The 18401-nt window shown below is 43.2% G+C and carries 15 protein-coding genes, 1 tRNA gene and 1 pseudogene; 4 read left to right on the top strand and 13 right to left on the bottom strand.

Annotated elements, in window-relative coordinates:
• Window positions 1-78 precede the first annotated feature (78 nt).
• Window positions 79-152: transfer RNA gene (locus QZL64_RS06595), tRNA-Gly, on the top strand.
• Window positions 153-259: 107 nt separating this feature from the next.
• Here QZL64_RS06595 and QZL64_RS06590 read toward each other — a convergent pair.
• From QZL64_RS06590 to QZL64_RS06555, 8 genes are all read right to left on the bottom strand, one after another.
• Complete coding sequence (locus tag QZL64_RS06590) at window positions 260-1165, bottom strand: DMT family transporter (protein ID WP_021841221.1); 906 nt, start codon at window positions 1163-1165, stop codon at window positions 260-262.
• Window positions 1166-1392: 227 nt separating this feature from the next.
• Window positions 1393-2667: an MFS transporter gene (locus QZL64_RS06585; protein ID WP_021841220.1), complete on the bottom strand. Its 1275-nt coding sequence runs from the start codon at window positions 2665-2667 to the stop codon at window positions 1393-1395.
• Between the two features lie 250 nt (window positions 2668-2917).
• Complete coding sequence (fucO, locus tag QZL64_RS06580) at window positions 2918-4069, bottom strand: lactaldehyde reductase (RefSeq protein WP_021841219.1); 1152 nt, start codon at window positions 4067-4069, stop codon at window positions 2918-2920.
• 180 nt (window positions 4070-4249) lie between these two features.
• Window positions 4250-5149, bottom strand: coding sequence for a dihydrodipicolinate synthase family protein (locus QZL64_RS06575; RefSeq protein ID WP_021841218.1), 900 nt, complete (start codon window positions 5147-5149; stop codon window positions 4250-4252).
• A 12-nt stretch (window positions 5150-5161) separates the two neighbouring features.
• Window positions 5162-6274: an L-rhamnose mutarotase gene (locus tag QZL64_RS06570; protein WP_021841217.1), complete on the bottom strand. Its 1113-nt coding sequence runs from the start codon at window positions 6272-6274 to the stop codon at window positions 5162-5164.
• A 108-nt stretch (window positions 6275-6382) separates the two neighbouring features.
• Entirely contained in the window at window positions 6383-7627 is a 1245-nt protein-coding gene (gene fucP / locus QZL64_RS06565) for an L-fucose:H+ symporter permease (RefSeq protein ID WP_021841216.1), read from the bottom strand.
• A gap of 15 nt (window positions 7628-7642) precedes the next feature.
• Window positions 7643-8422, bottom strand: a complete 780-nt coding sequence (locus QZL64_RS06560) for an SDR family oxidoreductase (protein ID WP_021841215.1) — start codon at window positions 8420-8422, stop codon at window positions 7643-7645.
• Between the two features lie 151 nt (window positions 8423-8573).
• Window positions 8574-10091, bottom strand: a complete 1518-nt coding sequence (locus tag QZL64_RS06555) for a UxaA family hydrolase (RefSeq protein WP_021841214.1) — start codon at window positions 10089-10091, stop codon at window positions 8574-8576.
• 443 nt (window positions 10092-10534) lie between these two features.
• On the opposite strand from QZL64_RS06555, the gene QZL64_RS06550 reads away from it, so the two are divergent.
• Window positions 10535-11350, top strand: a complete 816-nt coding sequence (locus tag QZL64_RS06550) for an IclR family transcriptional regulator (protein WP_021841213.1) — start codon at window positions 10535-10537, stop codon at window positions 11348-11350.
• Between the two features lie 176 nt (window positions 11351-11526).
• Here QZL64_RS06550 and alr read toward each other — a convergent pair whose 3' ends face one another.
• The 5 genes from alr to QZL64_RS06525 all read right to left on the bottom strand — a co-directional run bounded on the left by alr (window position 11527) and on the right by QZL64_RS06525 (window position 16749).
• Window positions 11527-12636 carry an alanine racemase gene (gene alr / locus QZL64_RS06545; RefSeq protein WP_021841212.1) on the bottom strand — a complete coding sequence of 370 codons (1110 nt, stop codon included), beginning with the start codon at window positions 12634-12636 and terminating at the stop codon, window positions 11527-11529.
• A 305-nt stretch (window positions 12637-12941) separates the two neighbouring features.
• Window positions 12942-13973 (bottom strand): biotin-dependent carboxyltransferase family protein, encoded by a 1032-nt coding sequence (locus QZL64_RS06540; protein WP_021841211.1) that lies wholly within the window; start codon window positions 13971-13973, stop codon window positions 12942-12944.
• The gene (pxpB, locus tag QZL64_RS06535) at window positions 13963-14718 is read right to left on the bottom strand and encodes a 5-oxoprolinase subunit PxpB (RefSeq protein ID WP_021841210.1); all 756 of its coding nucleotides are present in this window, start codon (window positions 14716-14718) and stop codon (window positions 13963-13965) included. Before pxpB ends, QZL64_RS06540 begins: the two co-directional genes overlap by 11 nt.
• A gap of 43 nt (window positions 14719-14761) precedes the next feature.
• Window positions 14762-15961, bottom strand: coding sequence for an NRAMP family divalent metal transporter (locus tag QZL64_RS06530; RefSeq protein ID WP_021841209.1), 1200 nt, complete (start codon window positions 15959-15961; stop codon window positions 14762-14764).
• 29 nt (window positions 15962-15990) lie between these two features.
• The gene (locus QZL64_RS06525) at window positions 15991-16749 is read right to left on the bottom strand and encodes a LamB/YcsF family protein (RefSeq protein ID WP_156704874.1); all 759 of its coding nucleotides are present in this window, start codon (window positions 16747-16749) and stop codon (window positions 15991-15993) included.
• A 579-nt stretch (window positions 16750-17328) separates the two neighbouring features.
• Between QZL64_RS06525 and QZL64_RS06520 the strand changes: the two genes are divergently transcribed.
• Window positions 17329-18204 carry a phosphate ABC transporter substrate-binding protein gene (locus QZL64_RS06520; protein ID WP_021841207.1) on the top strand — a complete coding sequence of 292 codons (876 nt, stop codon included), beginning with the start codon at window positions 17329-17331 and terminating at the stop codon, window positions 18202-18204.
• Between the two features lie 17 nt (window positions 18205-18221).
• Window positions 18222-18401 (top strand): annotated as a pseudogene (locus tag QZL64_RS06515) (phosphate ABC transporter permease subunit PstC); the annotation flags it as partial.

Here is an 18401-nt window from a genome sequence, read left to right as displayed (position 1 = left end):
AAGTGTTCAATTTCATATTGCAATTTACTAAAGTATTTACAAACATAACCAAAGTTGATAAAATATAAAAAGACATTTGCGGCCGTAGTTCATCGGTAGAACGACGGCTTCCCAAGCCGTAGAGGTGGGTTCGATTCCCATCGGCCGCTCCATAATTTTAACAATCAAAAAGCCATTAGGATTAACTAAACGTTAAAATCCTAATGGCTCTTTTATTTCTTTATTTTTATCTGTGTTATTCTATATTTTTCGGATTCCCCTATACCATTCGCTTACGGTTCCACACTTTACGTTTCCGTTGTGCATTTACATATCTAATCCGATACACGATATTTTTCAAAACATTGGCAATCATGATGAGCAAAGCCCCGATTAGCCCTTGACCATCCATGACTTCATTAAGGAAGAAGTATGCCAAAATGGCCGCAAAGACCGGTTCCATGGAGAAAATTAAACCCGTGCGGGACGGCGATAAGTAACGCTGTACGATGCTTTGCATAACGAAGCAAAAGGCACTGCATATAACGGCTAAGCCTAAAATAGCTCCCCACTGCATGCCCGTTTGTGGTAAATGAGGTGTTTCAAAAATAAAAGCGCTAAGCCCGCTGAATATAGCAATGGCTCCAAACTGCATCAATGTAGCCGGAAACATATCCTTCTCATTGGCCATCCGACCGACGACTACAATGTAAACGGCGTAACCGAAGGCGCCCCACAAACAATAAAGAGCCCCTATATCGAGGGATAAACCGTCTTTGACAGTAAAGAGCACTAAGCCCACAAAGGCCAATGCAATACTTAAGATGGTAAGCATAGGCGGCATCTTACGCTGCCAGACACCTTCTATAATCGGCACTAAGACCACCGCCGTAGTTCCTAAGAAAGCAGCCGTAGAGGCAGTCGTATGTTTTAGCCCCACAATCGTGCCAATTAACGAAGCATAGACCATAAATCCGAGAAATAATCCTTTAGCGACCGTTCGTTTGGAACAAATGTTTATTGTTTTTAAAAGTAACGGTAATACACATACAAAGGCAATTGTGAATCGTAAACACATAAGCGTAAACGGATCCACACCGGTCAGCGCAATTTTCATCAATAAATAGGATGAACTCCATGAAAACGTAACAAACAGCATCATTAGCTCAGCTTGCTTTACGGACATTTCCAATCTCCTCAATCCATCATATAACACACACTCAAATTATAACTGCATATTGCAAAAACGATTTGCCCACACAATAGTGCAACAAATCGTAATTACAAAGCACAATATTAGCGCTACAAACCTAACAGAATTTGTTCACGCTCAATACACATTAGCTACTCTTTTATCCTAGTGTATATCATCTGAAAAATAAAAACAAGCTAAATTCTTATGCTTAAAACCTATTAATTTAATGAGACTTTGCCCGTTTCCAGAGTAAAACTGCCGTCCTGATTGCGAATTTCCAATTCTTCTTTTTGCGCTTTCAAAGCCGGATCATTAGGTGTTCCCAATAAACGACCATATAAGAAGTGATAGCATACAAAGGCAACCAGTGCCACAATAACGGTTAGTAAGAACATATTGGTAAAACCTACGATTTCCTTAACCCCGCCTAATACGTAAGGGCCAAAACCAAGACCGATATCAAGGGCAATAAAGTAAGTGGATGTAGCAATCCCGATGCGATGGAACGGCACCATTTTTACCACCACGGCCTGTCCGTTGGACATGTACGTGCCATATCCGAGACCCACAAAAACGGCGGATAATAAAATCATCCACGATGCATCGGCAAAAGCCAATAATAATATACCGATAGCCAGCGAAATAAAGCAAGGATATAATACATAGTTTTCACCTTTGCGGTCAAAGATGAGTCCCAAGGATGGTCGTGTGAGGGTAATTACCACTGCATACACAACGAAGAACCAGGTACCGGCCTGTACCATATTAATATCACGGGTATAAGACGCCATAAAGCCTAAAATCCCCGAATATGCAAAACCGACAAGAACCGAAATCAATGTGATGGAATTAACGCGCGGTTCCAAATAATCGGAAATACGGCGCCCCGATTCTTCTTTTTTAATAGCTTCACTGAACTGAGGTTCTTCGTATTTCATGCTCAACGCAGCAATCACACAAAGGATTACAAGACCAACACAAATTGCCACAATAGTACGGAATTCCGTAAGTGACAAAAGAAAAATCCCTAAGAACGGGCCGATAGCGGCTGCCAAACTGGTACTCAAACCATAATAGTTAATCCCTTCACCGCGCCGTGCTTTCGGAATAACACTGGCCACGATAGTGCTGGTTGCGGTTGAAGTAATCCCGTAAGCAAAGCCGTTAATAAAACGAATCGTATCAAGCACAATCAAATTAGGAATATAAAAATATAACGCCGTAGATATTAAGTAAATTCCCAAACCTACATAAAGTACTTTGCGACTCCCTAAGGTACTTACAAAGCGTCCTGCAAAAACGCGGGCCACTACAGTACCAATAATATAAATCCCTACAGCCAAACCGGCTTGACTTGAAGTAGCATGCAATGTATCTTTCGCTACCACCGCAATAATTACGATTAATAAATAATAAATCAAAAATACCAATAAATTAATCACTGTGTCCAGCACAAACGGCAATGTCCACAGTTTCTCTTTGTGAGCCTCCATACCTAATAGCATCTCCTTGAAAAAAACATCGACATGAAATTGTACGTACTACAGTGGCTAATTATATTCGTTTAAACAATTTATGTAAAATTACAAAAGAAAAACTCAGTCATAAATTTTATAAATAACCAATCACAAGCGCAAAAAAGACCGTAGTATCTATAGTTATAACCACAGATACTACGGTCTTTATTTTAGATTATCTAATTACCGAGCAAAAATTATATAATCTTAAGAAACTGCGTTTCTCTTATAAAATGGAACGATAGATTTCTTCAATTTCAGCTTGAGATACGTCGCGTGGGTTGCCTGGCGTACAAGCATCGTTTTTAGCGGATTCAGCCAAGAACGGAATGTCTTCTTCTTTAACGCCGGCTTCTAACAAGCTCTTAGGAATTTCTACATCGTCAGCTAACTTCTGGATAGCGTCGATAGCCGCTTTCTGGTATTCTTCTTTACTCATGCCGTCAACATTCTGAACGCCCATAGCTTTAGCAAGATCGCGATATTTTTCACCGGTTGCCAGAGCATTGAATTTCAATACAGCCGTAAGCATCATAGCGCAAGCTTTGCCATGTGGAATGTCATACAAAGCGCTCAAAGGATGTGCCATGGAGTGAACGATGCCGAGACCTACGTTGGAGAAGCCCATACCGGCAATGTACTGACCAAGAGCCATAGCTTCACGGCCTTTAGGGTCGCCGGCTACTGCATCACGAAGGGAGCGTCCGATGATTTCGATAGCTTTCAAATGAAGCATGTCGGTCATTTCCCAAGCACCTTTAGTGATGAAACCTTCAACTGCATGAACTAAAGCATCCATACCGGTGGAAGCACATAAGCCTTTAGGCATACCCATGGATAAATCAGGGTCAACGATAGCTACGATTGGAATATCATGAGGGTCGGCACATACGAATTTACGACGTTTTTCTTCGTCAGTAATTACGTAGTTAATAGTAACTTCAGCGGCTGTACCGGAAGTAGTTGTTACCGCGATAATAGGTAAGCATTTGTTCTTAGTATCAGCAACACCTTCAAGGCTGCGAACATCAGCAAACTCAGGGTTTGTCATGATAATAGCAATAGCTTTACTGGTATCGATAGTGCTGCCGCCGCCGATAGCTACGATACAATCAGCATTTGCTTTTTTACAAGCTTCTACGCCGTCTTGCACGTTCTTAATCGTAGGGTTTGGTTTTAAATCGTCAAAAATTTCATAGTCTACGCCGGCTTCATCCAATAAAGCAGTAACTTTAGTAGCTACGCCGAATTTAATCAAGTCTTTACCGGTGGTAACCAATACTTTTTTCAAATTGTTGGCTTTTAATTCGCCTACAATGTTATTGATTGCACCAAAGCCAAAGTAGGATGTTTCATTAAGAATCATGCGATTAACCATTTGTGTTGCCTCCTAATCGAGAGAAATTAGAATTTACTTTTTGAAAAAATTGCCTTGCTTATACATTTCTGTATATGAACCCGGAATTCCTGCGGGAGTCATTTTAATTTGGTGCCACAACGTGCCGATGCAGCGTCATGGCACCTATATGAAACCCTTACAAAGGTTACATAACTGATTTTATTTTTTATTACGCCATAAAGCATCGGCTACCGGAGCTAATGCTTCTTTTTGAGCATCTGTCAACGGTTTGATAGGTACACGGCAGTTTTCCTGCATAGGTGCGCCTAATTCTTTAAGAGCCCATTTCATAACCGGATTAAATGGTACATGCACTTCATAGAATGCAAAGTAAGCATCAATCTTTCGCTGTAATTCTTTTAAAGCACCTAAATCTTCAGCATCCAATGCTTTGATTACATCGGCACACATTTTCGGATCCACATTGGATTGAGCGCCGATACAGCCGTCACCACCGGAGATTACCGATGGGATACAGTTGTTGTCATAGCCTGTGTACACTTTGAATTCTGGATATTTAGGTTTTAAGAACTGAATATAGCGTTGCGTATGACGCAATACCGGATGTGTATCTTTAACACCTACCAAGTTATCGTGTTTTTCACGAAGGCGAAGCAATGTTTCAGCCGGAATATCAAAACCGGTACGATCGCCATAATTATAGATATATACCGGACCATCAATGGCGCTCAACACTTCATCAAAGTAAGCAAATACATCATCGCCGTTACAAGCGCTGTAGTATGGACCTACAATAATAACCGCATCGGCACCGGCTTTAAGCACTTCATTGGAAAGCTGAATAGTTTCCGCTTTTACCATACGACCGGTACCGGCGATAACTTCCCAACGGCCTTTACCGTATTCAATGGCATCCAAGATAAATTCCTTGATTTCATCATATGAAAATGCATAGAATTCACCGGCGCTGCCACCGGCCAATACGCCGTCAATACCGGCTTCAATCAACTGATCGTAAAATGCATGCATCTGATCGTAGTTAACTGTTTCGTCCGCATTCATCGATGTCAAAATCGGACATATATATTTTGCTTTCACAAGCCTTACCCCCTACTTCTTATTCAAATCGTATACCATTTCCATGTCGGCCCACCATTCATTTTTCTGAGCGCCTTCGATACGAGTTTGACACGGATCGGTTTCACGCCACCAACGCTGTGTTTCCGGATCGTTGGCCATTTTTGCCATATCGTATTCAAAATCATCGCCTTCATAGACCATAATTGAAAACAGCAAATCATCACGATTGAAAATCTGATAGTGTGTAATACCGCATTCACGAATCATTTTATTTACACTGGCGAATGGGTCGGCATGTAATGCCTTGTAATATTCCGCTTTTTCAGGGCGAAGTTTAATTACGCTGGCAAATACTTGAGGTTTATTTAATTTATATAATTTTTTGGCATTTTTAGAGAAAATATCAGGATCATCATGGAAGTATTCACGTACGGAGTTTAAATGATCCTTAAAGTTAGAATACAATTCCACAACCGGGAAGTTTGATGCATAAATTAAGCGACTATGGTCAAAAGTACCGGAAATAAAGTCTAATAAGTTCTTAACAAATACCTTATCTTCCGTAGCATAACCGGATACTTTACAGTATACATTCGGCAAGGATGCCAACTTAGTCATCGCTTCTTTGTAATCCGGCGTCAATTCCGTTACGTTACCGCAATGGTTGATAACTAATTTTAAGTCCGGAACTTGTGCTGCGGCCTGATAAATATCAATCAATTCTTCTACACGGTTACAGCTTTCAAAAATTAAGCCTTTATCAGCCAATACTTCGAGGCCTTCAATGAAGCTGCGTTCCAAACAACGGCCCCGTGGGGAGCTGTCGATGTGAAGCGGTTCACGTACACCTACGATGCCGGCCGGCAAACGAACATGACCGCTCAAATTACGAGCGCGCATAATTTTTGCCAAAATCTTAGGACTGTTCAACTTGAAGATAAATTCATCTTCTTTAATCGCGTCGTCGCAGTCCACTTCGATATAGATGCCCCCTTTAAAGTCTACGCCGGCTTTGGCGTATTCTCTAACCAGGTCATCCATGGAAAAGCTCTGCTGAATTACCCCTTTGCAGGAATTCAACCAAGGTAAATGTAATACATCCAAGTCCCATATATGTAAATGGGAGTCTACAATTTCCAACATGTTACCGTCTCCTTTAATGTAAGACATTCTTATAGCTTATTTATAATCAATTTTTAGCCATATAAGTGGATTGCCGACATTTCAGCCGGCAATCCTTGTCAGTACGTATTAGTCTTTAGATACACCATTCAAACCGTACCAAGCTACATATAAGAAGCAAGGTAATAAGAGTAAGAAGCTGGCACCGGTACCCCAGTGGTCGGCTACATAACCCATGAAGAACGGCATGAACGCACCACCTACGATACTCATGATTAACAAGCTGGCTGCTTTTTTAACTAAGCTGTTAGGAATTTTCACAACAGACAAAGCGAAGATTGTTGGGAAACTGATAGACATGAAGAAGAAGGATAACCAGAGAACGATAACGGCCGGTAAGTCATGTACGAATTGTAACACAACCATAATCCCTGCATTGATCAAGGAGTAAGTAGCCAAGATTACGTTACTTTTAACCTTTTTCATGATAGGTGTTGTTACGATACGACCAAGTAAGAAGGCTACCAAGGCGATACTGAAGAAGTAAGCCGCTTCATGGTCAGCCAAACCATGCCAGTGTTCTACGGAGTAGTTAATGAAGAATGCGCCGGCACCTACTTGTGCAGCAATATACAAGAACTGAGCAATAACACCTAAACGGAAATGACGGAAGGAGAATAATTTACCATAAGAGCTGTCAGTATCTTCTTCTACAACATCACCGGCTGCTTCGCTAACTTCAGCACCTTCCGGCATGCGTGTAAACACGAAGAGTGCCAATACAGCAAGTACTACTACGGCAATCCCTACATATACCATCTGAACGTTGGCCATGTTTTGGTCAATGTTGCCGTGGGATAAGGACAAGAACAATACGCCGCCAACGATTGGTCCTAAGAACTGGCCAACACCGTTGAAGCTTTGTGCCATGTTGATACGGAACGCCGCATCTTCATCACTACCTAATTTGGTAATGTACGGGTTGGCATTTGTTTCCAAGCTGCCGAGACCGCAGGCGATAATAAAGAAGGCTAATAAGAATAAGTTAAAGCTTTGTTCGTTACTGGCCGGGATAATAAGTAAAGCGCCTAATGCATATAAGGCCAGACCCATAATGATACCGCCTTTGTAGCCGAATTTAGTAGCTACCATGGAGGCCGGAATTGCGATTACGAAGTAACCGCCGAAGTAAGCTGCTTGCAATAAGCCGGATACGGCTTTAGTAATACCCAAGTGATTTTGGAAGTTTTTATTCATAACGTCCAAGAGGCCATAACTGAAACCCCAGAGGAAGAATAAAGAAGTTACTAACCAAAACGCGATTTTAATGTTTCTGCTGGTAACGAGTTTACCTGCGGCACCTTGTTGATTCATGTACAGTACCTCCTATTAGCTCAACGCACGATCGAGATGAACATAGCCGCCATCTACGAATACCCATTGACCGGTAGTATGCGAGGATTTAGGCGATAATACGAAAACTGCTGTGTCAGCAATTTCTTCGATTGTTGTGAAACGACGTTCCAACGGAATTTTGTCGGTAATAACTTTTTTACGAGCTTCCGGATCGTCAAATGTTTTAATCCAATTAGCGTATAAAGGTGTCCAGCATTCGCTGACTACTACACAGTTGCTGCGTACGCCGTCATCCAATAAAGCGGCTGCCCATTCACGGGTAAGACCCAAGATAGCACCTTTAGCGGCTGCATAAGCACTGGTTTTACCTTGACCGGTTAACGCCGTTTTGGATGTGATGTTCAAGATAGAACCTTTGGATTTACGCAAGTAGTCTACCGATGCGTGTACCAATTCATAGTAGTGAGTCAAGTTACCATGAATGCTCTTTTCAAATTCCTGCCAAGATGTAGTGTCGAGGTCTTTGTTGTCATTGGCACCGGCATTATTTACAATACCGTAGATGCCACCGCGACGAGCTGCTACATCGTCAACGATGCCTTTGATTTTGTCAGTGTCGTTTAAGTCAATTTGAATGAATTCATAGTTAGTCGTGATAGCTTCCATATCTTTTTTGAATTCGTCAGTGATTGGCGAACGGGAAAGAATAATAGGAATCGCACCTTCACGGGCCAACGAAAGGGAAATACCACTGCCGATGCCTTTACCGCCACCGGTTACAAATACAACCTTGTCTTTTAATTGCAAATCCATGATACATACCTCCAATTTAAATTAACACTCTATACACCTATAAACCAACTAAGTCGCGTACCTCTTACCGGACTTACTGTTTATATTCCTTGGAAACACGGCCGACTCGATTCACACACAATCTCATCTGCCATGCGTACGGCCTGCCGTACTATACGGTTGTGGCCAAGCGCCAAATTGAAAAGTCATTCTGTTCATTATGTTCTGCTTTTGTTAGTTTGCCGTCAGCCACTTCACAAATAGCATCTACAATTTCATAACCCACTTCTTTAATTGTTTGTTTACCGTCCACTACGGTGCCCGCATTTAAGTCGATAGCATCATTCATATTGTTATATGTAAAGGTGTTGGACGATACTTTGATTGTCGGTGCAATCGGGCTGCCTGTCGGCGTGCCGCGGCCGGTTGTAAATACTGCAATATTACATCCGCCGGCTACCATGCCGCTCAATTGTTCAATATCATTGCCCGGTGTATTCATAAAGGTTAAGCCTTTATCCACAATCGGTTTTGCATAATCTTTTACGGCCACTACCGGACTGTTACCGGCTTTATAAATACAACCTAAAGATTTTTCTTCAATACTGCTGAGGCCGCCTTCTATGTTGCCCGGACTTGGGTTAGCACCGCGAATATCCGCATTGGAGTCGATAACTTCTTGTTCAAACCCTTTGATGGTACTCATGATTTGTTCACTCACAACACCATTGATACCGCGTTTTGCCAAGATATGTTCTGCCCCGATAAGTTCGGTTGTTTCCGCCAAGATTACGGCCCCGCCGTGACTGACTACGATATCAGAGGCTACGCCGAGCGCCGGATTGGCACTTAAACCGGAGAAGCTGTCGCTGCCGCCGCATTCCGTACCGAGTACTACATCCGCCAAGGTACCTTCACTGCGTTCTTCTTTTAACGCTTCGGCCAACATATTTTTAACAATTTCTGTGCCGCGACGAATACTCTTTTCCGTACCGCCGGTGGCCTGAATATTGAAAAATTCTACTTTCTTATACGGTGCGCGCGCTTTAATTTCTTCAGCTACGGTGTGAGCCTGCACTACCTCACAACCGAGGCCGACTACCAAAACGCCATATACGTTTGGATTAGCTGCGGTGCCTACAATAACATCTTTCGTCTGATCCGCATCATAGGAAAGTTCGCTGCAACCGTGTTGATGATTTACATATACAACTTTGGTGTCATCACGACGTTCTACATCGCTGTACATAACACCGTTGGCAATACGTTCTACCACTTTGTTGGCGCAGTGAACACTTGGGATTACCAAGATATGATTGCGGAAACCGAAGCTGCCGTCACTGCGGCGATACCCGGTCAATTTATAGCTGTCTTTACCTTTTTCAATATTTGTTTTACGTTCTACATCTTGATCAATATCGCGAACTTCCGAATCCAAGTCGCCGCGACCGCGTTCGCCTTCGATATTGTGAACATGAACCCATTGGCCCGGTTCAATATCTACTTCAGCTACACCGATATGGGAATCATATTTAATAACGGGACTGCCTTTGGCGATTCGTTCCGTCGCAAATTTGTGACCTTTTGGAATCGGTTCTTTAATCACTACACCAAGAACCTCTTCGCCAACTTGTAAGGGCTCAATAGCTGTTGCTACATTATCAATTGAGCCTACATGAATACCTTTCATCTGTTACACCTCCACAATGCACTTGTTTACAGGTTTAAGCCGGTCATTACCAAGCTTCTAAAAAGAGTAACTTCTTCACACACATTTTGTATATTTTCACAAACTTGTACTTATATACATACTTTTAATCACAGTCTAAATTCAACCTGTTCGCATATAAGAATTGTGTTTGTGTTTCGTATATACAAACACAAATATTATTTACGTACTATTTATGTTCTTATCATATACTTATCATACGTAAAAGTCAATAATATTCGTATATACGCAATAACTATTTATCATAATAACAATAACCAAAGGCAGTAAATTGCGAAAATCATATTATAGTATGCATATACAAACAAACGTGATACAATATATATGCAAATTATATACGTTAAAGATTTTGGCATAATATATTACCTTTAAATAAAACAATATTGAGAAAGGAGGTTTTTAATATGCCTTCAAAAAAATTAATTAAACATGATGCCTTGCCCTCCGATTGCACGCCTTCGCCCACACAACATAAACCGACTTTGCGAGTTATTAAGATTCTTGAAACGGTGGCCGGCAGTAACGGGTTAACCCTATCGCAAATTGCTACACAGCTCGATTGCCCAAAAAGTACGCTCACCCCTATTTTAAAAACATTAGTAGATAATAACTTCTTACTCTGCGAAGACGAGTCTCTAATATATACTATTGGTAAACAGGCCTTCATCATCGGCAATACGTACCAGCATAACGGTGATATTTTGACACTCATTAAGGACCAAATGGAGACTATGTCTTCCTTGTGTAAAGAAACCATCCATCTGGGTGTCTTGGAAGGCAATGAAATTATGTACCTGCAAAAGGTAAACAGTCCGAAACCATTACAGCTGATTTCCTCCATCGGTAAACGCTTACCGGCTTACGCCACCGCTTTAGGCAAAGCCTTATTATACGACCACTCCTTGGAGGACTTACGTCAATTGTTCCCGAATTCATTACCGCCGTTAACCGAGAATACCATTCCTACGGTAGATGCACTCTATCAAGATATCCATAAAGACGCCAATGATGAATTTACTTACGAAGAAGAGGAAATCACGAAATACGCCCGCTGTATTGCCATGCCACTGCGCGTAAACAACCAAATCGTGGCCGCCCTCAGCATTAGTTTCATCGTCTTTGACGCTACACCGGAACACATTACGAACATAAAATATATTTTAAGACGCTTCGGTACCGTCATTGCCAAACTCATGGAAACTAAAAACTTCCAATACTAATTCAATACAGGTATTAATACACAAAAAGTTCCCTATCACAACCGTACTCAATCATGAGTTCAGTCGTAATAGGGAACTTTTATATATGCGTTGCTATTAAAAGTATAATATTTTTACGAGTTAAAGGACATTTCTACGTTTAATTAAAATACGGCAAGCACCTGCAACGAATACACCTAAATATAAATACGCGGTACCCGTTCCGAGAAATCGCAGAAGATTTCATACGGGATGGTGCCAACCAAGGTGGCAATTTCAAGTACAGTTATGCTTTCATCACCTTGTGTGCCGATTAAAACAACCTCATCGCCGGGATGAACCGGTACGCCCTCTGGCATAGCCACCATTAACTGGTCCATGCATACACGGCCTACAATGGGACAGCGACGACCATGAATGAGCACACTGCCGCGATTCGACAAGCTGCGCGGATAGCCATCGGCATACCCTACCGGCACGGTAGCGACCGTGGTCAAACGGTCCGTCGTATAGGTACCGCCATAACCGATGCGTTCACCGGCTTTTAAATGTTGCACATGTACAACTTTGCTATACATACTTAACGCCGGGCGCAAGCCTAAGCGATTCGGCACGTCTAAGGATGGCATGATGCCATACTGAATAATACCGGGACGCGCATCGGTAAATAAACTATCTTTAACCGACAACAAACCGGCACTGTTAGCCAAGGAAAAACGGAACGGTTCGGAGCGATGGGCGCGAATCATTTCCACCATATTGCGGAACAAGGCCGTTTGTTGGTGCGCACTGGTTTTATCGGCCGCATCAGCGCTGGCCATATGAGAAAAGAACCCATCCACATGTAAATGCGGATACGCTTCCACTTTTTGCATAAAATCCAAGGCGTGATCCGGATGAATACCGATACGATGCATCCCCGTATCAACGGCAATACAACATTCAATAATCGTATCATGACGGGCGGCACAAGCTTCCAAAGCCGCCAGGTCAGTAGACTCACAGATAGCCGGTCGCGAATTACCTTCCACAATTAAATCAAAAGACTGGGGCAAGGTAATGCCCAATAAATAAATCGGCACCATAATCCCGGCCGCACGAAGTGGTAAGGCTTCTTCCGGAAAGGCTACGGCCAGCGATTCATAGCCTTCTTCTACGGCAATACGGCCTACCATGACACTGCCATGGCCATAGCCGTTAGCTTTAATTACCGCCGTGCTGGTACTCCATTCCGGTAAACTATCTTTGATGCGACGCAAATTCTCACGAATAATGGCCGTATCGATTTCTATGTGGGTCGGTCTCATACGTTAAATTCCTCCTAAGCGACAGCCTGTATGCCAGCTGTCGCATAAGACAATGCATATTACATGTCTATAACATGTATGTTAAGTAGTAAGGTAAAAAAATATATTTTAGTCACGTTTTTATTATACGCTAAAATTCTATAAAATCTACCTTTATTATACATCGCACCGATTACCATAGCAAAAATACCCGAAATCAGATAAAACAGCTTAGCTGAATTATCTGACTTCGGGTAGCTGTAGCAGGATTTCTGGCCGTTATATAACGGTTGAATGCACCTGCTGATTATAATATTGTCTCCGCTTTAGCGCCACATAGCACAATAGGTTTTATAAATAGCCTGAGCCTCTGCCACCGTTACAATTTCGAATTTTACAGTTTCACCCGGTCCCATTTGTGCCAAAATCGGCAAATCAGGGGTGATAACCGTAGCAATTTTAGTATAACCGCCGGTAGTCTGGCGGTCGGCCATTAAAATAATCGGCTGGCCATCGGCAGGCACTTGAATCGATCCAAATACGGCACCATCGGAAATAATATCAGCACCGTCTATGTGATTCAATTTAGCCCCGGCCAAGCGATAACCCATGCGGTCGGACGCAGCGGTAATCTCATAAGGCTCGCTCGTCATAATGGCGTAGCTTTCTTCCGTAAATCTATCCGCCTGAGGACCTAACACAATACGAATTGCCTGCTTAGCTCGTCGTGCCATAGGTGTTTCATACTGAAGAGGCACGGTATAATCAGGTAAAACTGCTCGATTAAGCCCGGTCGCGGCGATTCGTTCATCGCCGAGTATGAGCACATGCCCTTTTTGCAAACGACTGCCACCATAGCCGCCCAACTTTGATTTTACATGTGTAGCCACACTGCCGTTTATTACGGGTACATTAAAACCGCCGCGCACCGCAATATACATGCGTACGCCATTCGTACTGAATGTGGATGATACTACATCACCCGTTTGTAAGCGAATCGCCTCATTCATCGCCACCGGCACATCGTTAACCATAGGTCCCATCAAAGCCCCCGTAAAGGCTACTACACAGGGTTCAACAACCGTAAAGGTAGGACCCATAACGGTACATTCCAAAGCACCCAGATTCATAGGATTACCTACGAGACGTTGCCCTAGTTCGTAACTTTCAAGATCCATCGCACCGGCCACGGGCATACCGTACTGCTGATAGCCCGCCCGACCGCCGTCTTGAACGGTTGTAAAAAAGCCCGGCTGTTCTATTTGCCAATACGCAATAGGCGACACGCCGCTATGAGGATTGCCAATCAAATGAAAGGCATGAGCGGCACCGTTTTTTGTAAAAGTATTATCTACCATGGAGCTCACTCTCCTTACAATAAAATGACTTTACTTCATAGGTCGCCAAATGGGCCTTAATATCTAAAAATTCTTCTTCCGAAACCGGCACATAGCGCACATAATCACCGGCTTCCAAAAGGGTCGGTTTTTCACTGTTGCCATCATATAAACGAACCGGTGTGCGTCCGATAATTTGCCAGCCGCCCGGCGAATCGAATGGATACATCCCCGTTTGTGCCCCCGCAATACCTACAGAGCCGGCCGGGATCAGGGTGCGCGGCGTAGTAAGACGAGGGGTAGCAATACGTTCATCCATACCGCCAAGATAGGTAAAGCCCGGAATGAAGCCCAACATGTACACCAAATAATCGGTACCGCTGTGAATATTGATGACTTCTGACGCCGTAAGCCCTGCATGTTCGGCTACAAAGTCCATATCCATGCCATACTCGCCGCCATACACGGTGGGAATCTCTACGACCCTTACCTTGTCGGCTGCAGCTGTTTCATTCTCAGTTTGCGACGCTGCGCTTATCATGTCGCAAATGGCGTCATAATCTTTTTTCAGTGGGTCATAAATCACTAAAATCGAACTATACGTAGATACCATTTCTTCAATGGTATGGCCCACTTCAGTTTGCAAAGCCTGCACCGTATGACGAATTCTGCGATTAATGGCCGGATCGATTGTATCCCCGAATACGGCCGTTACCGCTTTATCACCTACCGGTGCAAAGCGCAATGTTTCCTGTATAGGTGTCAATACCGCCACCTCCTAATCAATGAGTAGCCCGTTTATTTTTAAGCTACTGAATTAATTTCAAAATACCTTGTAACGAAATATAACCGATGTACGCGGAAATAGCGACTACGGCCCAACCGCTCCACAGTAATATTGGGGAATGCTTATATTCTCCCATAATGTCTTTACGCTTGGCCGCAATCAGCATAACGGCTAAAGTAACCGGCAAAATAAGACCGTTCAACGAACCTGCTACGATGAGGAGCATAGCCGGTTTGCCGATGAGTACCAAGATAACTGCCGACGCAATGATGAACCCGATAATCCAAAGATTTTCGTGGCGTCCCACAGTTTTAAACAGAGTTTTTAAAAATGACACCGATGTGTAGGCCGCGCCTACTACGGAAGTGATGGCGGCACAGAAGAATACTAAGCCGAAAATACGATAGCCGATTTCACCGGCGGCAAAACGGAACGCATCAGCAGCCGGATTGCCTGCATCCAAAGTATAGCCCTGCATTACCACGCCCAATACGGCCAAGAAGAAAAGCACTCGCACCAAGGTTGTTACGCCCATGCCAAGAGTGGCGGAACGACGTACTTGCGATAAATTTTCCTCGCCTACTATGCCGGCGTCAATCAAACGATGACCGCCGGAGAAAGTAATGTAACCGCCAACCGTACCACCAAGTAAAGTAATGGTGGCAAGCCATTCATATTTTAGCGGCAACACACTATGCTTTATGGCTGTCCCTACCGGCGGCGCTGCTACCACGGTAACATAGGCAATTAATAAGAGCATTAAAATCCCTAAGTATTTGGTCACCGCATCCATAGCTTTGGTCGCCTTGTGGGAAATAAAGACAATGACGCCTAAAACGGCTGACAAAACGGCCGCGATATTTGTATCAAGCCCAATCATTACATTAATCCCAAGAGCGGCCCCACCGATATTACCGATGTTAAAAGCTAAACCGCCCAAAGCAACCAGAAAGGCTACAAAATAACCGAGTCCCGGCAATACGCGATTCGCAATATCCTGACCGCGCAACTTGGAAACGGCAATAATGGTCCACACATTGAGCTGCGCTATATACGATAAAATAACGGATGCCACAATAACAAAGGCAAAGTCCGCTCTAAACTGATCCGTAAAAGCCGCCGTCTGCGTCATAAACCCCGGACCGATGGCCGATGTAGCCATCAAAAAGGCCGCCCCGATTAAAACGGACAGACTTTTTTTATTATCATCAACTCGCTTCATAGAAAACCTCCCTTAATACCTCTTTATCCCTAGCCGGCAAAATTAGCCACCGTTAAACCTGCTTTTTCGAGCCCTTCCCGAAGTTCCTTCGTAAAGGCTACCGCCTCCGGATTATCACCGTGAACACAAATGGAATCAGCGACAATCGGAATGGTTTCACCCGTATTAGCCACTACGGTGCCTTCTTTTACCATCTGCAAAATACGGGCCAATGCTTCCTGCGGATCTTTGACAAAGGCACCCGGTTCACTGCGTGGTACTAAAGTTCCTTTAGCCGTATAGCCGCGATCGGCAAATACTTCCTGAATAACCGGAATGTTGCGTTCTTTGGCCATCTCAACCATAACACTGCCACTGAGTGCCATAATGGCAATGCCATCACCCAGCGCTTCTATACCGTCCAATACAGCGGACGCTAATTTCGGATCCACGCAAGCCGTATTGTAAAAAGCACCATGAAGTTTTACATGCTGTAGCGGCACGCCGGCAGCTTTACAAAAAGCCTGCAAAGCCCCTACCTGATAGAGCATATACGCTTTAGCTTCCGCCGGTGTAATCGTCATGTTGCGGCGTCCGAATCCCATTAAATCGGGATAGCCCGGATGAGCACCGACAGCTACGCCTTTTTCTTTACAAAGTTGCACGGTTTTCGCCATGATGAGCGGATCCCCGGCATGCCAACCGCAAGCCACATTGGCACTGGTTACATGCGTAAGCACCGCTTCATCCATCCCCAACGTATAAGTACCGAAACTTTCACCTAAATCACTGTTCATATCCACGCGCATCATAATCGCTCCTTTCTAAACACCTTTCTCTTTTTTCTGCAACCATAGCTTCTATAACCCCATCAGATGTTATTTTAATCTTCTATAGAATATAGTTTAAATAAATTATAGCACTAAATCATGAATGTGCAATTCAAAAATACAAAAATTTTCCCTAAATGGTTAAACAATTTACCTAGCCGATCACAGCCTCGTACGCCTCGCTGATTACAGCCTCATACACCCCGATTACAGCCGTACACATAACCTCCTAATTTTAAGTCTACCGAAATTATCTACTTTCAACGTCCCAAAATCGTCATTTTAAATCAAAGGATTTATGAGTTCCGTCCATAAAAGACATTTGCTTCATTAATAAAACATACAGAATCCATTCAAAATTCCTATCTAATAAAAAACTATTTATATAAGCCTATAAGAACCCCGTCGCGACAAACTACATCGAACTTATTCTCATTTATTATTAATTTTACAAAACTTTTACAGAGGGACATGAAAAACTTTACACAGCTTAGTTATACTGTGTGTACAAACTAAATTGGTAAATACGTCCATTTCTAATTAGGAGGCAATTGAATCATGAACTTCAAACGTAAGGCATTTACAGCAATGGCAGTAGCAAGCGTGTTAACACTCGGTTTACTTGGTTGTGGCAATGACAGCTCTGCCCCTGCAAACTCTCAGGCATTAAAAGGAACCATCACTTCTTCCGGTTCTTCCGCTTTACTTCCATTAGCAAAAGATGCTGCGGCTGAATTCAAAAAGAAACATCCTGATGTATCCATCGTATTGAACGGTGGCGGTTCCGGTACCGGCTTGAAACAAGTTTCCGACGGCACTGTAAACATCGGTAACTCCGACGTTCCTGCTGAAACAAAATTATCCAAAGAAAAAGCAACTGAACTCGTTGACCACAAAGTAGCAATCGTTACTGTAGCAACTGTAGCTAACAAAGATGTTGCTAAAGCAGTTCCAAACTTGACTAAACAACAATTGATCGACATCTTCACCGGTAAAGTAACTAACTGGAAAGAAGTTGGCGGTCCTGACCAGAACGTAGTATTGGTAACTCGTCCTACTACTTCCGGTACTCGTGCTCTCTTCTCTGAATTTGCTCTTGACAAAAACCAAGAAGCTTCCAACAAATCGTTAGAAACTGACGACTCCGGTGCTTTAATTCAGAGTATCGCCAACACTCCTGGCGCTATCGGTTATGTAGCTCTTCCTTATTTGTTAAATAACTCCAGCGTAACTGCTATCTCCATCGACGGCGTGGCTCCTACCCTCGAAAACAGCTACAATGGTTCTTACAAAGTATGGGGCTTCGAACACATGTACACTAAAGGCCAACCTGATGCTCTTCAGAAAGCATACTTAGACTTCATCATGTCTGATGAATATGGTAAAAAATTGGAAGCTCAAGGTTACGGCGTAGCCTCTAAAGTTAAACAGTAAAATAGGGGTAATAATAGATGAACATTGAAAGCACTTTACGCGCCGATAGAATATGGCGTAACGTTATCAGAGGCGCAGGTCTCTTCCTACTGATTATTACAGCAGCGATTGGGATTTTCCTCCTCTATCGTGGTACCGGTACATTCACTATCTACGGGCACAGTCTTTCAGAATTCCTATTCTCAACCCAGTGGCAG

Source organism: Veillonella sp. CAG:933 (assembly GCF_000431435.1).
Taxonomy (GTDB): Bacteria; Bacillota; Negativicutes; order Veillonellales; family Veillonellaceae; genus Veillonella_A.
The sequence above is the reverse complement of the archived record's forward strand: the minus strand, read 5'-3'. Positions and strand labels throughout refer to the sequence as shown.